This window comes from Aliikangiella litoralis (assembly GCF_052495765.1).
This window is the reverse complement of sequence record NZ_CP199292.1, coordinates 1,431,325-1,454,682: the sequence shown is the minus strand read 5'-3', so window position 1 is coordinate 1,454,682 and position 23,358 is coordinate 1,431,325. Positions and strand designations below refer to the sequence as shown.

Genomic DNA, 23,358 nt, shown 5'->3' with positions numbered 1-23,358 from the left:
TAGCAATATCCAGATTCAAATGACTACCTTCTTGTACTCTGATCAACAAATATCAACTCTTCACTAGCAAAACCCAACGCTTTAACTTGGCTAATAAACTGCTGTTTTAACTCATCACTCACCGTAGGTGTTCTTGATAAAAACCAGAGATAAGATTGACTACTACTCGTCACAAAAGCATATTGATAATTTTTATCACTTTCAAAAATAATATATGAGCTATAAAAAGACCCAAAAAAAGAAACTTTTAAATGCCCAATATTTTTTTCTTCAACAAAATAAGCTTTTCCTTCTGCAGTTTTCCACTCGTTGTCAATAATATTAAAACCTCGATTAATGACCTTGACTCCACCATCATTCCGCATTACATATTCAGCAGTAACATTTTGCAAATCACGTTCAAAGGAATGATCTAAACGCGCAATTTCATACCACTTACCAAGATATTTATCGATTTCAAAGTCACCGACAGGAGTGATATTGTCAGGGATACTCACACATCCTGAGATGAATAATATAAAAAGAGTATAAATTATGCGCATCATTTTTTAGTAAGCTTTGTTTTAGTATTTTGATCATGAACTAACCCCCAACGCCCTTTTTCCTTCTTAAATATCAGGCTTAAGTAATGATCTAAATGATAAGGTTTACCGTTACGCTCGGCTTCATCATAGCTTATTAATAGTAAAGCGCTAGCCATTTTTTCTGTTTCTTCTATGGCAATCACTTTCGGTGAAAAAGTCCAACCATCGGTTGCAAACCACTCTTTCAACATCGCTTTATAAGATAATGTGTCTTCTGAATATTTACCGTCGGGCAAAATAAAAGTTAGTCTATCTCCTTCGGTAAGTGTCGATTCAAATGTCTTAAAATCTCGTTTTTGAATAGCATCAAGATGCTTGTCTAAAGTACATTTAAAGTCACATGCTTGCGATTGATAACAAACAAACATTAAGAGAGAAACAATAATATGAGGTAATTTTTTTTTCATGTTAACTTCCTTTTAGCTATTTTAACTTTGATAGAAACAACTTTATAGCATGAAAATAGGAAGTAATATATTTTATATAAGTGAAAGTTCAGTGAAAACGGCTTCTATAATATTAAAGTAAATAAACCGCCTTCTGAAGAAGGAGGTTTAAGGCCGACAACAAAAAAAGGCGCTTAGCGCCTTTTAAGAAAGTCATATCGCTACATTCAACTAGCCAATAATTTCCAATAACTCAACATCAAAAACTAAAGTAGAAAAAGGCCCAATCGCTGCACCAGCGCCTTGCTCACCATAAGCTAATTCATAAGGGATAGCTAAACGCCATTTAGAACCAACACTCATTAACTGTAATGCTTCGGTCCATCCTTTAATCACACCATTAACAGGAAACTCTGCTGGTTGTCCGCGATCATAAGAGCTGTCAAAAACAGTGCCATCAATTAAAGTGCCATGATAATGAGTACGAACAGTAGACGCTGCTGATGGTTTCTCACCTGAACCTTCAGTAATGACTTCATACTGCAAGCCAGATTCAGTAACAGTAACCCCTTCTTTCTTAGCGTTTTCTTCTAAAAACTTGGCTCCCTCGGCAATAACTCCTTTTGATAGCTCAGCTTGCTTAGCTTGCATTATTTGGCTAATGTGTTGAAAAGCAGCTTCCATATCAGCCTGACTAACCGGGCTTTCCACTTTCTCGAAAGCATCGATAAGTCCTTGCGACACACATTGAATATCTAACCCATCAAATGGCTGATTCAGTAATTGCATTCCCATATTACGACCAACACCATAGCTGGCTTTCAGCTCAAAACTCTCATATTTATCACTCATTGACTTACTCTAATTTTAAAAAAAAGTCATTGTAACATAAGTCATAACGGCTGCTGGACTAATTAGCTAATACATAAAGTCTTTTTAAACAGTCCAAAAAACGCTCAATTAATATTTGACAGAACCAAGCCCTATATGTACCATTACAACACATGGACCATATGGTACATAATTTTATACAAACCACTTTATGAGGATTATCTTGTGGAAATAGTCATCGATATAGATGAGTCAACCCCGTTATTTGCTCAAATTATTGAACAAATAAAACAAGCAGTCGCAGCAAGTGAAATAAAACCTGGCGATGCCTTGCCTTCTATTAGGCAATTAGCCAACGACTTAAATTTAAATAGCAAAACCGTTGCAAAGGCTTATAACCTTTTAGAAAGAGACAACATTATTCAGGCCAAAGGATATCGCGGAACTTTTATACACCCAGAAGCCAAACAGCATTGCTCTGTCGATATAAATGAGTGGGTCACCACAAAACTCAACGAACTAATCACTTTATTTAAAAAGTCAGGCGTAACTGATTCAGAAATTCGAATTGCATTTGGAAATGTAATGAATAATCGTAAAATTTAGGAGATAAAGATGTCAAATAACCTAATAATGAATATTATATTTTTAAGCCAGATCTTAATTATTTCACTTTATTTCCCAAGAAAATTTTTAGATCGTATTAATTATGTGATTAAAACCTATCCTCAAGCAGACTATCCAAAACTCTACCCTAATTCATCAGAGAATTATGTTTTAAAAAGATATAACTTGCAGATTTTTAACTACTGTATTTTAGCAATAGGTATCACAATTTTATCTATCGACTTGATATTTGATCAATTTAATAATAAGCAGTCAATGTTAATATCCTGTCTCTATTTTTTTCTACAAATGTCTCCATTCGCAATTATGGAATTTTCAAGTTTTTCTTATTCCAAACTAATGCGGAAATCTGACTCTAGAGCCACCAGAAAAGCAAGTTTACGCCCTCGTCAACTCACTGACTTTGTCTCAATAAAACTATTTGGCTTAGCGGTTTTTATGTTAGTTACCTACATTGCTTTTGATTTATATCTTTACCACTTTTACACTGGACGGCAAGATAAAACAATACAAAGTATTCTAATTTTTCTTGCAGGAAATGTTTTATTTGTTGTCATTGCTATTTGGAATATGTACGGAAAAAAGCTCAACCCTTACCAAGCCGATAAAGATCGTATGAGCCAAGTAAAAGTCACTGTGTCTTCATTAGTTTACTTAAGCATTGCAACTAGCATATTCAATATCCTTATAGCAGCGATTGATCAGTTCGAACTTCGTGACATATTGCCTTACTTTACAACTTCATTTCTAGTCATTATTGGTTTCATGTCGCTTAACTGTACATTAAAGACGGTTCCCATTGAAAATATTGATTTTGATGTTTACAAGACAGATAACGCCGATAAAAATCAGTCTGTCTAACTCAAAAATTACCGAGTATAACAATGCCAATAATAATAGTAGGTCTCATTTTATTAAAATTATTATCCGAACATTTAGAATCAGATCCACTCATTCTAATTGGCTGCTTTTATCTAATCACTCTAATAATTTCAAAAAAGCTTTTATCGCTTAGTAAACCAACTAAAAGTAATAAAAACTTCTCTCTTAAAACACCAGAAAAGCGCAATATATCAACCCAGTATACAACTCATGCGTCACATTAATACTATCTTTATTCATATTATGATATCTACAATGATATTTAATTCTACTCCTCTGTTTACATAAGTCAGTTTCCTTACTCAAAATAAAATATTTTTTTCCTTTAAATACAACAAATTAGAAAAAATTATAATTAATATTAAAAAAGTGGCACGGCAATCGCTATTACAGTCTTTAAAAATAAAGTTATAGTTCCTTATAAAAGGACATAGCTCAACACAAAATGCGAAAAGCTAGAAATAAAAAGCTAGTTTTTCCAAAAAAGTTTAGGAAATAGTAAGAAATTTTGCGGCTCTGGTTTCTGCTCGTAATACATCAGACCAGTCTGGCACAGCGGTAATACCTAACTGTGTACCTAATTGACTTATTACTTCTAAACACCAATGTACTTTGTAGCTCATTTGGTAGAGCAACTGACAGTTAATCAGTATGTAGTCGGTTCGATTCCGACCTAAGTAGCCGTCGACTGAAAATCGACTCCATTTTGGAATGGTAAGCCCAAAGGCCGAGGTTCGACTCCTCATACAAACATAGGACTTCTGAGAAAGTGACAAAGTAAGTTTGAAAATTAGTATGTATTTCAAACTTTACTCTGTTTACTTCTCCGCTATAAATGACCAATGATTATGGGTCAAACTAGTGCGAGGTTGAGTAATGATTTAAGTATTAGTGACAAATGTTGTTTTTATTGTCACTAAATAAATTAAATCCTCTCACTCAATTTTCCCACTAATTTCAAATAATGATTGCTAATTGTTAGCAGGAAGTCCGTCATCAATAGAATTAACAGGAGCAGTAAAATGCTAGGACTAAAAAAAATAAATGTAGCAGATAATGAAAGAGTATTATTATTTAGAAAAAATCGATTTGAAAAAATTTTAAATCCTGGTGAATATCGTTTATTTGATTTATCTAATCATGTAACAACTTTTCGATATGACATTACTCAAGCAGAACTAAATCATCATTTAGGACGCTTTTTAGTGACAGCTTATCAGAAAGAGCTTGGCGAACAAGTAATTAGCTTTGATATTAAAGAAGAGCAAATTGGATTGGTTTATCTAGATGGTCAATTATCTAAAGTATTGCCTCCCAATACATTTAAAATGTTTTGGAATTTAGCAGTCAAAGTTGAAGTCAAAGTCATTGATATTAATGAAAACTATGCCATTGATGAAAAACTACTAGCCACTTTAGTAAGAAGTAAAAATACAGTAATTAACTCAATAGGAGCTAGTTCGACTTATTACATTGAGGTACCTGACAATCATATAGGTTTGCTGAAAATCAACGGTAAACTGGAAAGCCTGTTACAACCAGGTAGCTATGGTTACTGGCGTTTTAATCAAAATATTGAAGTTGCCCTATTAGATTGTCGTCTACAAACTATGGAAATTAGTGGTCAGGAAATATTAACCAAAGACAAAGTCAGTTTGCGTATTAATTTGTCAGCCAGTTACCGTATAGCAGATACAGAAAAAGTGGCGACTTTACTCAAAAACCATGCTGAATTTCTCTATCGCGAGTTTCAGTTAGCGTTACGCGAAGTAGTTGGAACAAGAACACTCGATGCAATACTAGAAGATAAAGATGCAGTTAATCAAGTTGTCGAAAATCAGGTAAAACCTAAAGCGTTATCTTATGGTTTGGACATACTAGATGTAGGTGTTAAAGATATTATTTTACCGGGCGATATGAAGAGTATTTTGAATCAAGTGGTTGAAGCACAAAAAGCAGCCGAAGCAAATTTGATCAAACGAAGAGAAGAAACTCAAGCAACTCGCTCTTTGCATAATACCGCTAAAGTGATGGAAGGTAATGCAACATTAATGCGACTAAAGGAATTAGAAGTATTAGAAAAAATAACCAATAAAATCGATCATATGACTGTTTACAACGGACTAGAAGGAGTCATGAAAGATATGGTTAAAATGACAGGAAATATACCTCAATAAAACAAAGGGAGCTAAGCTCCCTTTATTAAGAATTTATGCTTAATAATAAGGAGTACATTATGATCTCAAAAACAATAGAAAAAGAGATACAAAAGCGCCTAAGCAATGCCGAAAAAGAACATAATGTTAAAGTAATTTATGCCGTTGAATCAGGTAGTAGAGCTTGGGGATTCGCTTCTCCTAACAGCGATTACGATGTGCGTTTTATTTATGTTCACCTTAAAGACTGGTATGTTGCGGTTAACCTCGAAGAAAAACGTGATGTGATCGAATATCCAATTATTGATGAAATTGATATAAGTGGTTGGGATGTTCGAAAAGCTCTCAGATTATTTAAGAAATCAAATCCGTCTTTTGTTGAATGGTTACAATCGCCAATTGTTTATAGAGATGATGGTGTTTTTTCTAAAACAGCTAGAGAACTACTTACATCAAACTACTCTATTAACAAAGGTATTTATCATTATCGAAGTATGGCGAAAACTAACTATCGAGGTTACTTAAGAAAATCGATGGTGCCGTTAAAAAAGTACTTTTATGTACTAAGACCATTACTTTCAATTTTATGGATGGAAAAATATAAAACACCGGCTCCCATTGAGTTTGAAAAACTAAGAGCATTAGTACAGTCCAATAAAGAACTTGATGATGCAATCTCAGAACTACTTGAGAGAAAAAAGCAGTCATTAGAGAAAGAAATTGCCCCGGCAGTTCCAGTAATTAATCACTTTATTGATGCTGAATTAGCAAGGCTCGAAAACTATGGCGGCTCAGACTTAGCATCAAGTTTTAATTATGACTCTCTTAATGATTTATTTCATCGAGTTATACAGTAACAAAGAAAAAATGGCCAGCATATTTTTATGTTGGCCATTTTAGCGAGTTATTGTGACATACAAGGATTACCAAAGCGTTCCACATAAGCCGGCCATAATTCATAAAACCGCCTGTTAGCATAGTTTTCAGCAAACCCTTCTCCTCCAGCCATAACCCCCTTTTTTTTGCTACGCAATTTATCAACGTGATGACCTAACTCATGAAGAAAGACATGTAACAACATAAATGCTTTAGCTTGCTTCATAGAAAAATAACAAGTCCAATAGGTTTCTTTTTCTAAGTCTTCGTTGTCATTCATTTTATCTGTTTCATTATCTTCAATGCTCCTTTCTGATTTTTCACAAACCACTCCTAGTTTCTTCAATATCCATGAATGCTCTTGATAATATTCATCACTATGTTCAATCCATAAATCATCCTGCCAAGCACAAAGCCAAATCACACCAGTCTCTTCGCGAGAATAATGCTTATAAAAAGCATCGATATACTCCTCTTCCTCAGCTAAGAAAATGGATTCTATTCCCTCAGAGACTATACCCCAATCAGGAATAATATCGGTAAAATCATGTATATCTTTCTTACTTATTACATGAACAAACCCTCTACCTGGACTGACTCGATCGACAACATAACCGAGCCTTGCTGTTTTAACATGATTATTTTTTCTTTGAACATGACCGCCAATTACTTTTGGCGAAGTTTTTCTATTATAATTTGGTCTCATAATTTATCTCTGTATTAACTAGCAAGCAAAATAAAAAGATTTATTGCTTACTTAGTTAAAAATTATTTTCTATAGTAATCTGCACGCATAGCACCATCGAGTAGGCCTGATTTCATGCAACATGCTTTGAAATCTATGACCAGAATCACAAGGGCACAAATCGTTTCTTCCTAATTTTCCTGAAAGCTCCTTATTACCATGGACAATTCTTTCTCCACGTTTTACACAAGTTTCAGATGGAAAACCTCTAGCTCTTTTACTAGTCTTTTCAAAAAAAGAAATTATGAGTTGAATTATTAAAGCGCATGATACACCTCTCAATATTAAATATTTGGTAGTTCAAAAAACAGAAACTCTCTCGATGGCTATAAAAACCATTCCATTAAGAGTAAATAGTTAATTTTGCGGGCTTAATTAGACAAGCCAATAAAGTAAAAACTTTATGACTCAAAAAATGACCGGCAAAAGATATTAGTAAAAATCATTTTTATCTCCTCTGCGGTTAGTTGAAAGTAAGTAGTTAAGGCACGTAATCTACACACAGCTACTATAAAAAACAATATATAAAAACAATGCCCTAAACAGCTAAATACTCCATACAAAATACAGGCTATTTTACCATTAGTGATAATAAAAAAATGCCACAATAACGCTACTAAAAGCCATACCTATGCATCAAAACCTCTACCATGCCATACTGTTTTTCTGACATTCCGACGGTAAAACTCCATATTGTAATTTAAAACATCAGCTAAAATAACCATGAGAATTAAATCCAACTTCATAAGCTACACAACCAATAGTTAAGCCTTCTAATAGTAACTTTTTAGATTTCTGCAAATGAAAATTTTTAAAATAATCATTGAAATTTATATTAAGTAACTTTTCAACTTAAGCAAAGATACTAAATCCTTCTTATAAAAAACATATACTGCTAACAATCATTCCATAAAGGGCCGCTATACATTCTGATAAAAAAGCGCCACAAAAAGCAGCGCAATAAAACAAATTAAAAACGATTCATATTTTTTGAAAACCCTTTCATCAAAAAATCCATTTGATCTACCAAAATATTCCTATTAGCTAACGCTAAATATTCAGCCTTATTAGGACAAAATGGGATGGCAATCAACTGCATTCCTGCTTCTTCAGGAGTACGGCATCCTTTAAAATTATTACATGACTTACACGCAGCAACACAATTCATCCAAGTATCTTTTCCGCCTCTAGCTCGTGGCATAACATGATCACAAGTCAGTTCAGAACGACCAAATGATTTTCCACAATACATACATAGATAATTATCACGCCTAAACAAAGACCTATTACAAAGACGTGGTACCCGCATATCTTTAGCATGCACTCGCCCTTCAGTTGCAATAACTGGAGCAATATCTAATACAGATTGTTTTCCTGTAATACGTGAAAAACCACCGTGCAAACTGACGGATGTATTTCCGTAAGTCCAAATAATTTGCTCTTTAGAGTACAAACATGCAGCGGTCTCTAAACCGATCCACTCCATTGCTTGGCCTGCCTTATTTAATCGCAAGATTTGAGCTTGCATCTCACTTCTCCTTATAAACGTTAATAGGTAACAAGTTGGGTTTCGCAAAAAACTATTTGAATATTTGGCACGCCCGATAGGGTTATTCAGACCAGATTAAAAGTCTGGCTACTTTGACCACTTGTATACTCATGTTCTATACCGAGTACGGACTTACACCGTCAAAAATGTCTCATCACACCTCGGTTTGTGATGTTGGATTGTTTGGTGGGGCGCGAGGGACTCGAACCCTCAACCTTCCGCTTAAAAGGCGGATGCTACTGCGCTATTGAGCTAGCACCCCATAAACTGGTAGCACTTGACTGAATCGAACAGTCGACCTCCTGTATGTAAAACAGGCGCTCTACCAATTGAGCTAAAGTGCTAATAAATTTGGTCCCCAGAGCTGGTTACGATCCAGCCACCTCACGCTTATCAGGCATGTGCTCTACCAAATGAGCTATCCGGGGTTTAAAGATAACTGAGTCGGGCTTTCACCGTGACGGGCCTGTAGGGTAAAACCTCAGTTGTATTTCACCATCGCAATTCATTAAATTGGCGGGCGCAGAAGGATTTGAACCTTCAACCAAGGGCTAACAGGCAGTCGCTCTCCCTTTGAGCTATACACCCTTAATTTGATGGAGAAGATGAGGCTATTCGGACCATCCATGGTCTTCACACTCCGTGCCATCGTCATCCTTCCGATGTTCGGTAGCATTCCTACGCACTCGTCGAACTGTCGTTCAAAGGGATATGAGCCCTCTATGTTAACCACTACACTAACCCGCATTAAATAATAAAATTTTTTTGGAGCAGATCTCGAGATTCGAACTCGAACTTTTTGGGTGGAAGCCAAACGTGCTGCCGTTAACACTACACCTGCTCTGATGGATGACCCTGGAGTCGAACCAGGTATGCCAAAGGCGTCGGGGTTACAATCCGAGGGAGAACCACTTCTCCATGCCATCCATTTTTACAAACATCAAATAGACTGCTTGTACTTTTTTGCGAAAACCAATTTGTTAAAGAACATTGCCCACCATTGAGGCATCATCACATCACCATCCATGGCTCCTTGTGACATTTAACCTACATGGATGTAGGAAATGCAATTCATTCATGGAGCATTTAACTGCTAGTCCATCCGTAGACATAAAAAAACCCGAGGATGTAATCTCTCGGGTTTTTAACACAAAACTCAAGAGAAACTTTTTTGTAACTCTTAAGTAAAAACTTTTTAGAGCTACATAGATGCACCTCTGGCACCTAAATAAATCGTGTGATCATCTATCCCTGATTCGGGACGCACATCACCGCACCAACAATTTGCCGGCTTGATAATTTGTTTTTGTTTAATAAGCGTTTTCATCTTTATCCAGTCTAATATTACTAACTTTTAATTTGGTAGCAGCGCCGAGATTCGAACTCGGATTTGCCGATTATCTGTCGTACGAGGTATAAGCTCGCTGTTTTACCCTTAAACTACGCTGCTATTATTGATAGCCGCGACAATTTTTAAATTGGTTGCGACTGTTAAGCCGCCTGTATGTCAAAAAAACTTTCCAAAAACATTTTTATAAATCCCAAATAAAAAACCTGGTTAAGAATCGTCTCAACCAGGTTTCTAATTTCCTTCGAGACTCATCACTAGCCCCGAATATTTTTCGAAGCTTAATCTAAATTTGTATCTTCAATTCTGCCCATAAATTTGGCGTAACAATATACACTCGGCCATATAGGCCCTTGCTGTTTCATGCGTATCTTGTTGTTCATCATTTTCATGTTTAACTCTATTATTCGAGCGTTTCTAGTGACTAACAATTTTAACCTTGTCACTCATTTCTTGCTGAGTATTTAAGCATCTAAACTTTAATAGGTCAACCCTTTATTTTTATTTTATTCTTTATTTTCAATAAGTTACAAATAACCAGGTTAAACATCGGCCTTCACCTGACATTCAGTGAATTCCCTTAATATAATTTGAAACAGACCCATTCAATTTCAAACCTTCTACGCCAATATCATATTTTTAATCGTCAATGCTCTTCCTTTTAATTTGTATTTTATTTCAGGCATAAAAAAACGCCGGTTGCTTTTCAGCTTCCGACGTTTTAATCATTTAGATTTTAATAAATCTTTTATTTTAAACTTTGAAAGCTGATAACTTCCAAAGATGGAAGTTTTTTATTGTGGGTGTTTACCCCAAAACCCGTTAGCAATAGATAGGCTGCTTTTATCTTTTAGACACGCTTGTAACTTAAAACTGGGCACGGCAATCAACGCACACAAAATATCTGCGGCTAGATAACTGAGGCGATGTATAAAAGAATTTTGAAACAAAGTATTTATCTCTATTAAATTAGTGCTTGCTATTCTAACTTTAGCGAAAAAGTAAATCAAGAGAGAACTCCTTACTCTTCATTTAAAAAAAGCTTAAACATTTAATTAACAACAACACCTGTCGGTGGGTTTGGTCTTACAAAAGGTTTATTATTAATCTTTATATTATCAATATAAAAAACAGTGTCTTCATCATAACCTGAATTTGACCAACCCAGTAAATAAAGTTCGTCCATATAGTTTTCATCTGTACCACCATAATTATTTAGTTCCGTTTCATCACATACGAGATTGCCATTTTTCCACATTTGCATCACGCCATCATATGCGCTTTCATTACTAGGTGCTTTAATTCTTGCAATAATACTCACCCAGTTTCCTCGATCGGCTGCGCTTAAAAAGTTTTCGCCTAAACCACCCGATGGAGAAATAGAAGGCTGCTCACTTCCATTGCGAAAACGATGTAATGATAGATTTGAACCACCATTACCATTGGGGGAGAGTGACCAATTAATATTAAAGCCAGGGTAACGATAGTCACTTTTATAAACCGCTAAAAACTTATTATTTGCTGCACCATTTTGAGTTCTATGGGAGTAATTATCAGGGATATACAAATCGTACTGAATCCAAAGCTCACCGGTTTGAGAATATTTCATCCGTTGTTCAGCAAAAGCATCTTCTCCATCAGCACGTCCCACAAATGAAAAACGAAGCGAATAGCTACCACTTTGCGGTTTCTCCATTGAAACACTTGTGTAGGTACTACCAGCATAAGACACACCATTTTCTGTATGGCTTAAATCACCCGATTCAAACCCGTCATAAAATAAATTATCAGACCATACTATGGTTGAAAAAAAAATGATTGAACAAAGAGAAAGAAATTTTAATATTTGTTGAAACATGGTTAAGCAACCACCGCCAAATGTTGATTAAAGTGATTTGAGTATACTATAACTTATATTTCCTTTAAAAATGCAGGTCACAAAACCAAAGCGATTTCATAGATGCTTATCCTTTCAATAAAGAAAAGTTCCCAAAAAAGTCGATACAATAAAATTTTTAACAAACACCATTATATAAAAATAAATTCAAATTTAACTTATTTAATGCTAAATGAGACATAGATCACGTGATAAAACGAGTCATCATTTGATACTCACTACTTTATGTAAAATAATAAAAGCAGGCCAATTAGACAGAACAATTAAACACACATGATTAGAAGCGACTCAAAAGCACTTAGTATTATTATTCCTCTATTAATGATTTTTATGTCCGCCTGTGGTGGTTCACAATCTTCGCCTAATGATAATCAAACAACCAATACAGCACCAACAGTCACCATCACTTCTCCAGATGATAATTCAACATTGACCGATGAAGATGAAATCACTTTTACTGCAACAGCAGAAGATACTGAAGATGGTGACCTCAGCACTAGTATTGTCTGGTCGTCAAATCTGGATGGCAGTCTAGGTACGGGTGCAAAAATAAAGTCTCAGCTTTCTAACGGCTCTCATCAAATTACAGCCACCATTACCGATGCGAATAATAGCTCAGCATCTGCAACCATTAATCTGTCCATCAAACCAACTTATGGTAATGCCTCACTTAGCTGGATAGCACCAACAACCAATTCTGATGGTTCAGATTTAACCGACTTAGATGGTTTTATTATTTATTATGGGGATTCAGAAGATAGTCTAAACCAATCAATAATTATCAATGACAGTAACACCTTAACAAAACTAATCACTAACTTAACAGTAGACACAACCTATTATTTTGCCGTTGTATCGGTTAATTCAGAAGGCGTTGAGAGTGATCGTTCAGAGGTTGTTTCAAAATATATTAGCGGTTGATAATAAGTGCTTTGACTCAACCCTATCACGGTTAATAAAGTCGATAACTCTTTACTTGTATTGATTAATAGATAACTCTCATTGATGACGTCTTGCTTTGTTCTGCTTTTCATCAAGCAGTGCCATCGCTTTTTCTAGGCCTTTATGATGAGCAGAAAACTTAAGTCCTCGGTTCAACTGTCGACGAGCCTTAACAAACTCTTTATTAGCAATATAATCCAATGCTCTCATTTCATAAGAGGTTGCAGCATCTTCCATCATTTGCAACGCTGGTTGATAGTTTGGTTCCAATGCCAATACTTTCATTAATGTTTCATAAGCATTATTTCCAGAAGGAACGAGTAACTGTGATAATGCTACTTGTCTTTCTGCTTGGCGCATTAAAACCGGTATAAACCTTTCTTTTTCTGTTTCTACACTATTCTGATAATCATTAACATAATAATAATGACCACCGAATCCGGCCGCCACCAAAATGATAACAATATAAAACCATTTTTTAAAAGTACGGCCTTCATTCCAAAATTCATCTTCGGTAGGTAAACTCACATTAGAAGAATTAGCATTAGATAAAATGCCTAACGATTGATATGACTGCTGATAACTTCCTTTACTCAACTCATCAATTGATAACTTTTGGGTAATATTATTCATCTGTCCCTTCAATGAATCTTCACCAGTGAGCAGATCATTTAATACTCGACAAAACTCACCCACAGAAGTAAAACGCTCTTCTGGGTCCTTATCCAGTGCAATATTAATCAATGGTTGAAGTGCAGCAAGATTATCAGGAAGACTAGGTATGGGCTCGCTGATCTGCTTCATTGCAACAGCAATTGAGTCAGTGGCTTCAAAAGGTAAATAGCCCGTAATGAGTTCAAAAAATAAAATACAAAGCGAATATTGATCAGAACGAGCATCCACAACTGAGCCTCGGCATTGCTCAGGACTCATATAAGATGGCGTTCCCAACAAAGCCCCCGTTTTAGTAAGCTGAGTATCTCGCTCAATATTTTTAGCAATACCAAAATCAGTTAACACAGGTGTTGCTGGGTCACGAAATAGAATATTGCCAGGCTTAAGATCGCGATGAATAATATTATGTTGATGTGCACATTCAAGTGCACTACCAATTTGCAAAATAATGTTAAATGCATCGACTAAACTAACGCCCGTCTTCAAACGTTCAGAAAGTGAACCATCTTTTAAAAACTCCATAGCATAATAATAATGCTGTTTAGTATGAGAAATATCATAAATAGTGACAATATTAGGATGCTGAAGAGAAGCTAAATCATGCCCTTCATGAATAAAACGTTTTTTAAAGTTAACATTGGTATCATTGGAGTCCACCATCACTTTTAGCGCAACTTCACGGCATAGCGAATCTTGAGTGGCTAAATAAACAACAGCCATACCACCAACACCGAGCTTACTATGAATGGTATATCCTGGGATTTTCAACATCGATTTATCTGCTGTCTATTTCACAAGTACTGGGTCTGTTTTTACCATAAAATTTAACGATTACTAATTAAAATTCAATAAGTTAAACTGATTTTTCCAGACTTTTAGTACAATATTAATTGAATAATTTGTTTTATTTTTAATGTTTCAACTCACTAAGCATAGCAGCTTTTGATGAAAATACGCAGTTGAACAAAATCACCTTAACAGAATCACTGAAATAACCACAATACCAGGCTTATCTCCAACCGAATAAATCAATGAAGCTTATTTTGCTTAACCAGAAGCAATATCTATTGGAATGTTTTTAACAAGGAAAAGTCTATCTTGAATATTTTTCACTCTCGACTCATTGCTTTACCCAATTAAAGATAAAGAAGCTTGATAATTCTTTACCTTTAATTGGTGAAAAATACTCAATCAAAGCGAGTATTGAAATCGATTATGTTTAAGCAAAGTTTTCTTCTGTTTGAACTTTTTCTTGCTGATGATGTGCGACAATCTCTTCATTTAAAGCCTGGCTCGAACGCTTTTCTGTTATTTTTCTTTCTGAAAGCCAAAAGAAAAATAAAGGCACAAAAAATACAGCCAAAAAAGTAGCAGCCATCATTCCACCCATAACACCTGTACCAACACTATGTCGAGCACCAGCCCCCGCCCCTGAACTGAATGCCAATGGCACAACCCCTAAAATAAAAGCTAATGATGTCATAATGATTGGGCGAAACCTTAAACGAGCCGCTTCCAAACTGGCAGTGCTAACACTCCAACCATGTTGCACTTTCATTAAGGCGTACTCAACAATCAAAATGGCATTTTTACTGGCCAACCCCAACAAAGTAATTAAACCAATCTGAAAATAAACATCATTAGTTAAGTTTGCCACCCAAATAGCAATTAAAGCGCCAAAGGTTCCAAAAGGGAGTGCCAGCAGCACTGAAAATGGAAGAGACCATTTCTCATATAAAGCAGCTAAAATTAGGAAAACCATAATGGTAGCCATAGCTAAAGCCAACCCAGTTGTTCCTGAACTTCTTTTTTCCTGAAAAGCAGTCCCGGTCCAATCATACCCCATATCAGGAGGCAGAACTTGATTAGCAATGCGTTCCACTTCAGCAATTGCCTGGCCAGAACTATAACCCGGAGCTGCATTGCCGAGTAATTTAACCGCAGGAAGATTGTTGTAACGATCTAAACTATCGGGACCAGTACTATACTGAATATCTGCAAACGCAGAAATAGGCACCATTTGTCCCTGACGGCTTTTGACATAAATACGACCAATATCTTGCGGAGTCATTCTAAAGCTTGGTTCAGCCGACATAATCACCTGCCAAGCCCGACCAAATTTATTAAAATCATTGACGTAATAAGTACCTAAATTTCCAGCAAGTGCAGTAAATGCCTCATTGATTGGAATATCCATTGCTCGTGCTTGTTCACGATCAATATCAACTTTTAATTGAGGTGAGTCAGCTCGCCATAATGTCTGTACACTCGCTAAAATAGGGCTTTGCTGTGCTGCGCCCATCATTTTTTGCATACCTTGTTTTAATTTTTCAGTACCACCGTCACCACGATTTTGTAAATAAAATTCAAAACCTCCAGTATTCCCTAAACCAAAAATGGGAGGCGGATTAAAAGCAAACACTAGCGCTTCTTGTATGTGGCTCGTTTTAGCAAACAACTCTCCAACCAACGCTTGTGTACTAATGTCTCTTTCATCCCAATGTTTTTGAGTAACAAACAAAGTAGCGGCACTATTTTTATAACCGCCACCAATGAAATCAAATCCAGTAAATGCAACTACATTTTCATTTGCAGGATTTGACTGCACTGCGGCAACCACTTCAGCAACAACTTCTTCAGTTCTTTCTAAAGATGCACCATCCGGTAAAAATATGGCAGAAATGTAAAACCCTTGATCCTCATCGGGTACTAATGAGCTTGGCGTTGCTTTCCACATACCAGCAGTAATAACAATCATACCCAAGACCAAACAAAAACCGAGAAAGCCTCGTCTTAAAAAGAAGCTCACCGTACCAACATATTTTCCGGTAATTCGGTGAAACCAATTATTAAACCACAAGAAAAATCGAGCCGTTTGCTTGTGCTCATGTTTAAGAATTAAGACACATAATGTCGGTGTCATTGTTAATGCAATAATACCGGACAAACTGACCGATATTGAAATTGTAATTGCAAACTGACGAAATAACTCGCCGGTTAATCCGCCTAAAAAAGCAATGGGAACAAAAACAGAACATAATACCAGAACAATAGCAACGACAGGCCCACTCACTTCTTGCATTGCCTTAATCGCAGCCTCACGGGCATTGAGTTTTTCCTCATGCATTATCCGTTCAACATTTTCCAATACAACAATTGCATCATCAACAACAATACCAATTGATAACACCATACCAAATAATGTTAAAGTATTAATCGAATACCCCAACATATACAGCCCTGCAAATGTACCTAGTAGTGAAACAGGCACTGCTAATGTCGGGATCAAGGTTGCACGCCAATTTTGTAAAAACAAAAACACCACTAAGAAAACCAAAATCATAGCTTCAACTAAAGTTTTTAAAACTTCACGAATTGAAACTTCAACAAAGCGAGTGGTGTCATAAGGCGTATTATGTTCAAGACCAACAGGAAAACGAGTTTTCAAATCATCAACAGTAGCGTTCACCTGCTCAGCAACATCTAACGCATTAGCTCCCGGTTGCAAAAAGATACCAACCAAAACCGCAGGTTTACCATTAATTCGCCCCTCAAAATCATAGTCTTTAGAACCCAGTTCAACACGTGCAATATCTTTTAAACGTAATGCACTACCATCTTCGTTAACCCGAATAAGTATTTCATCAAATTCTTCCGCGGAAGATAAGCGTCCTTGTGCAGTCACACTATAAACTAATTCTTGCGGACTAGAAGAAGTTGGAGTTGAGCCAATTTTTCCTGCTGCATATTGCGAATTTTGTTCTCTGATTGCGCCGGTAATTTCTTCAACCGTCACACCAAGTTGACTCATTAAATCAGGACGCAACCAAATTCTCATCGCATAATCTTTGGCACCAAATATCTGAACATTGGTCGTGCCAGGTATACGTTTAATCTGGTCTAGAATATTGAGCGTTACATAGTTGGATGTCCACAATGAGTCTCGACTACCATCAGGAGAATAAAACGCATGAACCTGCAAAAAGCTTGAAGAACCTTTTTGCACAACAACCCCTTGTCTTCGCGTTTCTTCCGGTAACCTGGCTTCAACTTGTTTAACTCGGTTATTCACATTAACCGCCGCTTGATCAACATCGGTTCCAATTTCAAATGTTACCATCACCGTAGTGACCCCCGAACTGGTTGAAGTTGATGACATATACATCATTCCTTCTACACCAGTAATCGCATTTTCAATTGGGGTTGCAACGGTTTGTTCTAAAACTTGTGCAGAAGCCCCCGGATAAACAGCGGTTACCTGTACAACCGGAGGTGCAATTTCTGGATATTGAGCAATCGGCAAACTACGCATTGCCGCCAAACCAGATAACACAATAAAAATAGAGATGACAAAAGCAAAAATGGGTCGATCAATAAAATAACGAGAAAACATTACTCACCCCTTTGTGCATGTTGCTCTGTCGAAGCCGGCGCTGATGATGCCAAAGTAACAGGAGCCCCAGGAAAAAATATTTTTACAAGTCCGTCAACAATCACCTGATCACCTTCTTTAAGACCTTCTCGAATGATCCAGCCGTTCTCTATATCTGGTGTAGAAGATGACTGCTTGGGATCAAATTGAACCCACTCGCCAACGCTAACAGGCGCTTGTTTGGCAATCGTTTGTCCTTGTTCATTTTTCACCATGACATAAACATATTTGCCTGTCCCACTGTCTAAAACAGCTCGCTGTGGCACAACAAAAGTATTTTTTCGTACAGCTCCTTCTAATAAAACTCTAACAAACTGACCGGGCCTTAATTTAAAATCAGGATTAGCAACAACAGCCTGTAATTCACTGGTTCCTGTTTGTGTATTAATTCTCACGTCTCTAAAATTAACCACTCCAATTATCGGGTAAAAACTACCATCTTGCAGTTTGATTCTAGTTTGCCAATGGCCATCTTGAGGTAATGATAGCTTTCCAGAAGCTTCATCTTGACGCATTGCAAGTTGTTCCCGCTCAGACAAACCAAATCGGACACGCACAGGATCTAGTTGCGTCATTTCAGTTAACAAAATTTCTGGTCCCGGAATAAATGTTCCTTCAGACACTCGCTCACGACCAACAATACCACTAACTGGAGAATTAACTTTGGCATATTGCAAATTCAACTCAGCTTCGCGCAGTTTTGTTTGCGCAGCTAATAGATCAGCTTGAGAAATATCAAAATTTGAAACTGCATCATCATAATCACGCTGAGAAACGGTTTTCTCTTTACGTAAAGCTTTCAAACGCTTTACTTCCCGCTCAGCTCTTTCTAATCGAGCAACTGCCGCTTTTTCATCAGCTCTATTTAATGCCACATCGAGCTCAAAAGGTTTGAGATCTAAAGTAAAAAGTGACTCACCGGCTTCAATACGATCTCCCTCATTAAAATTTCTAGATTCCAAAATTCCGGCAACACGTGCTCTAATTTCAATCTCTTTTGAACCTGACAACGTTGCAGGCAACTCTAAAGTAAACGGAACATTTTGTGGTGTCATCGTTATTACAGAAACATTCGCCGGAGGCATTCCACCATGTGCGTTTGGTTGCGATTGTTCAGAACAGCCAACCATTAAAACGCTAATATAGCTCAATATTAATAATTTTTTTGCTAGTCGCTGGGATGAAAAATTAAAAGCCATGCTAAGCACCCTTTTTATTAATAAACAAGTTGTAAGCAGTTAAATTTTACCTGCACTTTCATATAAACGAATAAAACATACAATTTTCGACATTATTCAAACATTAATTTTCTGTAATAGAGATCGCCACAGGCGAATTAACAGTGTTTTATCTCAAAAATAAGTATACGGTATCGTATACATTGCGCTAATATATACGATACCGTATACTTTTACCATTAATTTATTCTATTTAATGTAACTAGTTTTAACATTTATCTATTCAGGAGTTTTTCTTGGGACGAAGCGGTGATAAAAATTGCGATATTCTTTCTGCGGCTATTAATGAGTTTGCAGAAAAAGGAATGGTTGCAACAACCATGGAAGCCATTGCTAAATCAGCCAATGTTTCTAAAAGAACGCTTTATCGCTATTATTCCAGTAAAGAAAGTTTATTAGATGCCGTTGTTGAACGTTTAATGCAACGTATAGAGCCACTTCAAGATATGCAATATGATCCCGACCGATCACTCGAGTCTCAACTGCATGAACTGGCCAGTTTTGCCATGCAACTAAGCAATGATAAACATTATTTGCGTTTGGCCAGAATTGTTATTATCGAGTCCATGCGTTGTGAAAAAGAAGCCAAACGCCTTAATCACCAATTTGCACAATGTGAAGACAATTTAAAAAAGTGGTTTAAACAAGCGAATGAAGCCGGAGCTTTGGGCGAGCTTGACGTAACCGTCGCCACAGCATTGTTTCATGGTGCAATTCGAAAACTTGCATTTTGGGATCAGGCAATCATGTGGAAACCTCCGCTCTCAGAAAAAAAAGCCAATGAACTCATTACGCAAACTTGCCAGTTCTTTGTGAAAGGATGTCGATAAGCGTAGCTTCTCATCAATCAGCCAGTGTATTTTCTCCTTTTGCAATAGCTAAAAAGGCTTGTGTGTGTCGATTAGACAACTCACCATCTCTTATCCCTACATATATCTTTTTAGCAATGCCTTGTTCACCTAATTGAACTGGCTTGATCGATAAATGCTGAGCATATTCATCAATCAACCACCTCGGCATAGCAGCAACACCACGATTAGCCGCCACCATTTGCAACATAATATCCGTTGATTCCATTTTCTTATGATGTTTAGGCTGACATTGTGCAGGCACTAAAAACTGAGCAAATATATCCAAACGTTCAGTTTCTACAGGGTAGGAAAAAAGCGTATACTCAATCAGATCCTCAGGTTCAATATATACCTTGCTGGCCAAATCGCAGTAAGTACTAACAACCAACACTTGTTCATAATCAAATACAGGAACAAATGTGACCCCCTTTTTAAATAATGGATCAGGAGTAACTAGAATATCAATATCATGGCTAAATAATGCAGCCATTCCACCAAACTGAAATTTTTGTTTAACATCAATATCAACACCAGGCCATTGCTTTAAAAAAACTTCTACCACTTGAAGCATCCATTGATAACAAGGATGACACTCCATGCCAATTAACAATTCTCCTTTATCACCACTAGCAAATTGGGCCAGTACTTGCTCAGTTCTTTCCAATTGAGGCAATAATCGATTAGCCACAAACAATAAGTGATTACCAGCCTGAGTCAGCCGAATATTACGCCCATGCTTTTCCCATAGAGATAAACCTAACTGATACTCAAGTTTTTTTATTGCATGACTTAAAGCCGATTGGGTCAGACATAATGCCTTTGCCGCTGAAGTTAGCGAACCTTTACGCTCCACTTCACGCAAAATACTTAAATGGATCCTTTCAATCACTCTACAACCTATGAATAATATTAATTAATCAATGAAATAATACCATTATTATTCATCATTAGTCTCTTCTAAAATGTTCTCATCAACACATTCAATCAACCAATTTGAGGATATTATGGCAATTACACATAACCTTGGCTTTCCACGCATCGGTAAAAAGCGCGAATTAAAATTGGCACTAGAAAGCTATTGGAAAAATAATATTTCCAGTAAAAAGCTATTTGAGCATGGGCAGCAAATCCGCCTACAAAACTGGCAAGCCCAAAACTCACTCGACTACACTCCAGTTGGCGACTTTTCATACTATGATCATGTTCTCGATATGAGTTTTTTACTCGGTAATGTTCCGCAAAGGGCAAGCCAGTTAAATGACAAAACCATTGATCAATACTTTCGTATAGCACGAGGTCGTTCATCACAAGACTCACATGCCACTTGTGTTCATGCAGGTGAAATGACAAAGTGGTTTGACACTAATTACCACTATATCGTCCCCGAAGTAACTCAAGATACACAATTTTCTTTAAATCCAAAAAATTTATTGGACCAAATTAAACAAGCCAAGCAACACAAAATAAATGCGAAACCCATTATCATTGGTCCTGTCACCTACTTATGGCTGAGTAAAGAAAAAGATAACTCAAATAAATTAACCTTATTAGAACGTTTAATTCCGGTTTATCAGCAATTATTGCAAACCTTAGCAGAACAAAATATTGATTGGGTTCAGATTGACGAGCCCATATTAGTCACGGAATTAGCTCAAGAATGGCAGCAAGCTTTTCAATACGCTTACCAGGCATTAAATGAATACAGAGACAAGCAATTAACTCAGCAAACCAATCATTTAAATGAAACTAGCATCAAAATACTACTAGCGACTTATTTTGGTGAACTGGGTCAAAACCTTGAACTTGCTTGCCAACTGCCTGTTGACGGCCTGCATTTAGATGTTAGTCAATCCAATCAAGAAGCTCTTCTGGCAATAGAGTATTTAACCAATGATAAAATATTATCACTTGGCGTAATTAACGGTCGAAATATCTGGAAGTCGGACTTAAATCATTTACTCAATTGGTTAGACCCGATAGCAAAACAGCTTGGCAATAAACTTTGGATAGCCCCATCCTGTTCATTACTTCACGTGCCAGTCGATTTAGATAGTGAAGAAAAAATTGATTTAAAAATTAAAAACTGGTTAGCATTTGCTCAACAAAAACTCACAGAAGTTTGCATTTTAGCAACAGCCATTAACTCAGGTAAACAAACTGTTGCCAAACAACTTGCCGATAATGCAGAAGCGATTAGTCTAAGAAAAAATTCACCACTAGTTAACAACCCACATGTCCAAACAGCGGTAAACGAGATCACCCCAGACTTATCTCAACGAAACACTACTTACGCTAGCCGAACAGAGAAACAACGCAAACATTTAAAGTTACCTCAGTTTCCAACCACCACAATTGGCTCTTTTCCTCAAACGGAACATATCAGAAAAACCCGATTGAAATTTAAAAAAGGTGAGCTAAACGAAACAACCTATATTGAACTTATCAAAAAAGAAATTGCGCAAACCGTTCAGCAACAAGAAGCGCTAGCACTTGATGTACTAGTACATGGAGAAGCGGAACGAAATGACATGGTAGAATATTTTGGAGAACTATTAGAAGGCTTCATCATAACACAATTTGCATGGGTGCAATCTTACGGCTCACGGTGCGTAAAACCTCCCATATTATTTGGAGATGTCAGCCGCCCAACAGCAATGACTGTTGACTGGATCAACTATGCCCAATCATTAACCAATAACCCCATGAAAGGCATGTTAACTGGACCAGTCACTATATTAAACTGGTCATTTGTTCGCGATGATCAACCAAGAGAAAAAAGCTGTAAACAAATTGCACTAGCAATCAGAGAAGAAGTAAAAGACTTAGAAAGTTCAGGGATCAAAATTATTCAAATTGACGAAGCCGCTCTCAGAGAAGGTTTACCTTTAAAAAGATCAGCATGGCAAACTTATTTAAATTGGGCTATTGAATGTTTTCGCATAGCCGCCAATGGTGTCAAAGACGAAACTCAAATCCATACTCATATGTGTTATTCAGAATTTAATGACATCATTAATGCGATAGCACAGATGGATGCCGATGTTATTACGATAGAAAATTCTCGTTCAGATATGGAACTGCTTAATGTTTTTGATGACTTTAATTACCCCAATGAAATTGGTCCTGGCGTTTACGATATACACTCACCGAATATTCCAGCAAAAGAGCAAATCGTTCAGTTAATGCAAATAGTCGCTGAAAAAATTCCTATTGAACGACTCTGGATCAATCCAGACTGCGGATTAAAAACTCGTCAATGGGAAGATGTTATTCCGGCCCTGAAAAATATGGTGGAAGCAGCCCATCAATTACGCGAATCTTTTGCTTAACCACACTAAA

The 23,358-nt window shown here is 36.6% G+C and carries 19 protein-coding genes and 6 tRNA genes; 8 read left to right on the top strand and 17 right to left on the bottom strand.

Going from position 1 to position 23,358, the window contains the following annotated elements; translation table 11 throughout:
- Nucleotides 1–23: 23 nt before the first annotated feature.
- The 3 genes from ACT5E3_RS06110 to ACT5E3_RS06100 form a co-directional block, all read right to left on the bottom strand.
- Nucleotides 24–497, bottom strand: coding sequence for a lipocalin family protein (locus ACT5E3_RS06110; RefSeq protein ID WP_444997418.1), 474 nt, complete (start codon nt 495–497; stop codon nt 24–26).
- Between the two features lie 44 nt (nt 498–541).
- Complete coding sequence (locus tag ACT5E3_RS06105; protein WP_444997417.1) at nt 542–991, bottom strand: YybH family protein; 450 nt, start codon at nt 989–991, stop codon at nt 542–544.
- A 210-nt stretch (nt 992–1,201) separates the two neighbouring features.
- Complete coding sequence (locus ACT5E3_RS06100) at nt 1,202–1,822, bottom strand: FKBP-type peptidyl-prolyl cis-trans isomerase (protein WP_444997416.1); 621 nt, start codon at nt 1,820–1,822, stop codon at nt 1,202–1,204.
- A gap of 204 nt (nt 1,823–2,026) precedes the next feature.
- Between ACT5E3_RS06100 and ACT5E3_RS06095 the strand changes: the two genes are divergently transcribed.
- On the top strand, nt 2,027–2,407 hold the full coding sequence (locus ACT5E3_RS06095; protein ID WP_444997415.1) for a GntR family transcriptional regulator: 381 nt from the start codon (nt 2,027–2,029) through the stop codon (nt 2,405–2,407).
- A 9-nt stretch (nt 2,408–2,416) separates the two neighbouring features.
- A complete protein-coding gene (locus ACT5E3_RS06090; RefSeq protein WP_444997414.1) occupies nt 2,417–3,289 on the top strand; it encodes a hypothetical protein in 873 nt (290 codons plus the stop codon).
- 509 nt (nt 3,290–3,798) lie between these two features.
- Here the strand turns inward: ACT5E3_RS06090 and ACT5E3_RS06085 are convergent.
- Nucleotides 3,799–3,933 (bottom strand): hypothetical protein, encoded by a 135-nt coding sequence (locus ACT5E3_RS06085; RefSeq protein WP_444997413.1) that lies wholly within the window; start codon nt 3,931–3,933, stop codon nt 3,799–3,801.
- Here ACT5E3_RS06085 and ACT5E3_RS06080 point away from each other — a divergent pair.
- The 3 genes from ACT5E3_RS06080 (at nt 3,919) to ACT5E3_RS06070 (ending at nt 6,323) form a co-directional block, all read left to right on the top strand.
- Nucleotides 3,919–3,991: transfer RNA gene (locus tag ACT5E3_RS06080), tRNA-Asn, on the top strand. The genes ACT5E3_RS06085 and ACT5E3_RS06080 overlap by 15 nt on opposite strands.
- A 341-nt stretch (nt 3,992–4,332) precedes the next feature.
- Nucleotides 4,333–5,487 carry a slipin family protein gene (locus ACT5E3_RS06075; RefSeq protein WP_444997412.1) on the top strand — a complete coding sequence of 385 codons (1,155 nt, stop codon included), beginning with the start codon at nt 4,333–4,335 and terminating at the stop codon, nt 5,485–5,487.
- 59 nt (nt 5,488–5,546) lie between these two features.
- Nucleotides 5,547–6,323 (top strand): nucleotidyltransferase domain-containing protein, encoded by a 777-nt coding sequence (locus ACT5E3_RS06070; protein WP_444997411.1) that lies wholly within the window; start codon nt 5,547–5,549, stop codon nt 6,321–6,323.
- A gap of 47 nt (nt 6,324–6,370) precedes the next feature.
- On the opposite strand, the gene ACT5E3_RS06065 is transcribed toward ACT5E3_RS06070, so the two are convergent.
- The 9 genes from ACT5E3_RS06065 to ACT5E3_RS06025 all read right to left on the bottom strand — a co-directional run bounded on the left by ACT5E3_RS06065 (nt 6,371) and on the right by ACT5E3_RS06025 (nt 11,842).
- A complete protein-coding gene (locus ACT5E3_RS06065; protein ID WP_444997410.1) occupies nt 6,371–7,048 on the bottom strand; it encodes a hypothetical protein in 678 nt (225 codons plus the stop codon).
- 69 nt (nt 7,049–7,117) lie between these two features.
- On the bottom strand, nt 7,118–7,207 hold the full coding sequence (locus tag ACT5E3_RS06060) for a hypothetical protein (RefSeq protein ID WP_444998582.1): 90 nt from the start codon (nt 7,205–7,207) through the stop codon (nt 7,118–7,120).
- Between the two features lie 850 nt (nt 7,208–8,057).
- Nucleotides 8,058–8,615 carry an HNH endonuclease gene (locus ACT5E3_RS06055; RefSeq protein WP_444997409.1) on the bottom strand — a complete coding sequence of 186 codons (558 nt, stop codon included), beginning with the start codon at nt 8,613–8,615 and terminating at the stop codon, nt 8,058–8,060.
- A gap of 205 nt (nt 8,616–8,820) precedes the next feature.
- Nucleotides 8,821–8,898, bottom strand: a tRNA-Lys gene (locus tag ACT5E3_RS06050).
- 6 nt (nt 8,899–8,904) lie between these two features.
- A tRNA-Val gene (locus ACT5E3_RS06045) sits at nt 8,905–8,980 on the bottom strand.
- Between the two features lie 8 nt (nt 8,981–8,988).
- A tRNA-Ile gene (locus ACT5E3_RS06040) sits at nt 8,989–9,064 on the bottom strand.
- Between the two features lie 338 nt (nt 9,065–9,402).
- Nucleotides 9,403–9,477, bottom strand: a tRNA-Gly gene (locus ACT5E3_RS06035).
- Between the two features lie 519 nt (nt 9,478–9,996).
- Nucleotides 9,997–10,086, bottom strand: a tRNA-Ile gene (locus ACT5E3_RS06030).
- A gap of 949 nt (nt 10,087–11,035) precedes the next feature.
- Complete coding sequence (locus tag ACT5E3_RS06025) at nt 11,036–11,842, bottom strand: heparin lyase I family protein (RefSeq protein WP_444997408.1); 807 nt, start codon at nt 11,840–11,842, stop codon at nt 11,036–11,038.
- 312 nt (nt 11,843–12,154) lie between these two features.
- Between ACT5E3_RS06025 and ACT5E3_RS06020 the strand changes: the two genes are divergently transcribed.
- Nucleotides 12,155–12,802 (top strand): fibronectin type III domain-containing protein, encoded by a 648-nt coding sequence (locus tag ACT5E3_RS06020; protein ID WP_444997407.1) that lies wholly within the window; start codon nt 12,155–12,157, stop codon nt 12,800–12,802.
- Nucleotides 12,803–12,880: 78 nt separating this feature from the next.
- Here ACT5E3_RS06020 and ACT5E3_RS06015 read toward each other — a convergent pair whose 3' ends face one another.
- From ACT5E3_RS06015 to ACT5E3_RS06005, 3 genes are all read right to left on the bottom strand, one after another.
- The gene (locus ACT5E3_RS06015) at nt 12,881–14,269 is read right to left on the bottom strand and encodes a serine/threonine-protein kinase (RefSeq protein WP_444997406.1); all 1,389 of its coding nucleotides are present in this window, start codon (nt 14,267–14,269) and stop codon (nt 12,881–12,883) included.
- Between the two features lie 448 nt (nt 14,270–14,717).
- Nucleotides 14,718–17,891, bottom strand: coding sequence for an efflux RND transporter permease subunit (locus ACT5E3_RS06010; RefSeq protein ID WP_444997405.1), 3,174 nt, complete (start codon nt 17,889–17,891; stop codon nt 14,718–14,720).
- On the bottom strand, nt 17,891–19,129 hold the full coding sequence (locus ACT5E3_RS06005) for an efflux RND transporter periplasmic adaptor subunit (RefSeq protein WP_444997404.1): 1,239 nt from the start codon (nt 19,127–19,129) through the stop codon (nt 17,891–17,893). The genes ACT5E3_RS06010 and ACT5E3_RS06005 overlap by 1 nt, the downstream gene beginning before the upstream one ends.
- Before the next feature lie 275 nt (nt 19,130–19,404).
- On the opposite strand from ACT5E3_RS06005, the gene ACT5E3_RS06000 reads away from it, so the two are divergent.
- Nucleotides 19,405–19,998 carry a TetR/AcrR family transcriptional regulator gene (locus tag ACT5E3_RS06000; RefSeq protein ID WP_444997403.1) on the top strand — a complete coding sequence of 198 codons (594 nt, stop codon included), beginning with the start codon at nt 19,405–19,407 and terminating at the stop codon, nt 19,996–19,998.
- Between the two features lie 13 nt (nt 19,999–20,011).
- Here ACT5E3_RS06000 and ACT5E3_RS05995 read toward each other — a convergent pair whose 3' ends face one another.
- Nucleotides 20,012–20,908, bottom strand: coding sequence for a LysR family transcriptional regulator (locus tag ACT5E3_RS05995; RefSeq protein ID WP_444997402.1), 897 nt, complete (start codon nt 20,906–20,908; stop codon nt 20,012–20,014).
- Between the two features lie 115 nt (nt 20,909–21,023).
- Between ACT5E3_RS05995 and metE the strand changes: the two genes are divergently transcribed.
- A complete protein-coding gene (metE, locus tag ACT5E3_RS05990; RefSeq protein WP_444997401.1) occupies nt 21,024–23,348 on the top strand; it encodes a 5-methyltetrahydropteroyltriglutamate--homocysteine S-methyltransferase in 2,325 nt (774 codons plus the stop codon).
- The last annotated feature ends 10 nt before the right edge of the window (nt 23,349–23,358 follow it).

What these genes read in the sequence shown, in the direction of transcription:
- ACT5E3_RS06015 (WP_444997406.1), bottom strand. Translation starts at nt 14,269, where the DNA reads ATGTTGAAAATCCCAGGATATACCATTCATAGTAAGCTCGGTGTTGGT.
- ACT5E3_RS06070 (WP_444997411.1), top strand. Translation starts at nt 5,547, where the DNA reads ATGATCTCAAAAACAATAGAAAAAGAGATACAAAAGCGCCTAAGCAAT.
- ACT5E3_RS06020 (WP_444997407.1), top strand. Translation starts at nt 12,155, where the DNA reads ATGATTAGAAGCGACTCAAAAGCACTTAGTATTATTATTCCTCTATTA.
- ACT5E3_RS06085 (WP_444997413.1), bottom strand. Translation starts at nt 3,933, where the DNA reads ATGAGCTACAAAGTACATTGGTGTTTAGAAGTAATAAGTCAATTAGGT.
- ACT5E3_RS06005 (WP_444997404.1), bottom strand. Translation starts at nt 19,129, where the DNA reads ATGGCTTTTAATTTTTCATCCCAGCGACTAGCAAAAAAATTATTAATA.
- metE (WP_444997401.1), top strand. Translation starts at nt 21,024, where the DNA reads ATGGCAATTACACATAACCTTGGCTTTCCACGCATCGGTAAAAAGCGC.
- ACT5E3_RS06090 (WP_444997414.1), top strand. Translation starts at nt 2,417, where the DNA reads ATGTCAAATAACCTAATAATGAATATTATATTTTTAAGCCAGATCTTA.
- ACT5E3_RS06010 (WP_444997405.1), bottom strand. Translation starts at nt 17,891, where the DNA reads ATGTTTTCTCGTTATTTTATTGATCGACCCATTTTTGCTTTTGTCATC.
- ACT5E3_RS06105 (WP_444997417.1), bottom strand. Translation starts at nt 991, where the DNA reads ATGAAAAAAAAATTACCTCATATTATTGTTTCTCTCTTAATGTTTGTT.
- ACT5E3_RS06065 (WP_444997410.1), bottom strand. Translation starts at nt 7,048, where the DNA reads ATGAGACCAAATTATAATAGAAAAACTTCGCCAAAAGTAATTGGCGGT.
- ACT5E3_RS06025 (WP_444997408.1), bottom strand. Translation starts at nt 11,842, where the DNA reads ATGTTTCAACAAATATTAAAATTTCTTTCTCTTTGTTCAATCATTTTT.
- ACT5E3_RS06100 (WP_444997416.1), bottom strand. Translation starts at nt 1,822, where the DNA reads ATGAGTGATAAATATGAGAGTTTTGAGCTGAAAGCCAGCTATGGTGTT.
- ACT5E3_RS06055 (WP_444997409.1), bottom strand. Translation starts at nt 8,615, where the DNA reads ATGCAAGCTCAAATCTTGCGATTAAATAAGGCAGGCCAAGCAATGGAG.
- ACT5E3_RS06075 (WP_444997412.1), top strand. Translation starts at nt 4,333, where the DNA reads ATGCTAGGACTAAAAAAAATAAATGTAGCAGATAATGAAAGAGTATTA.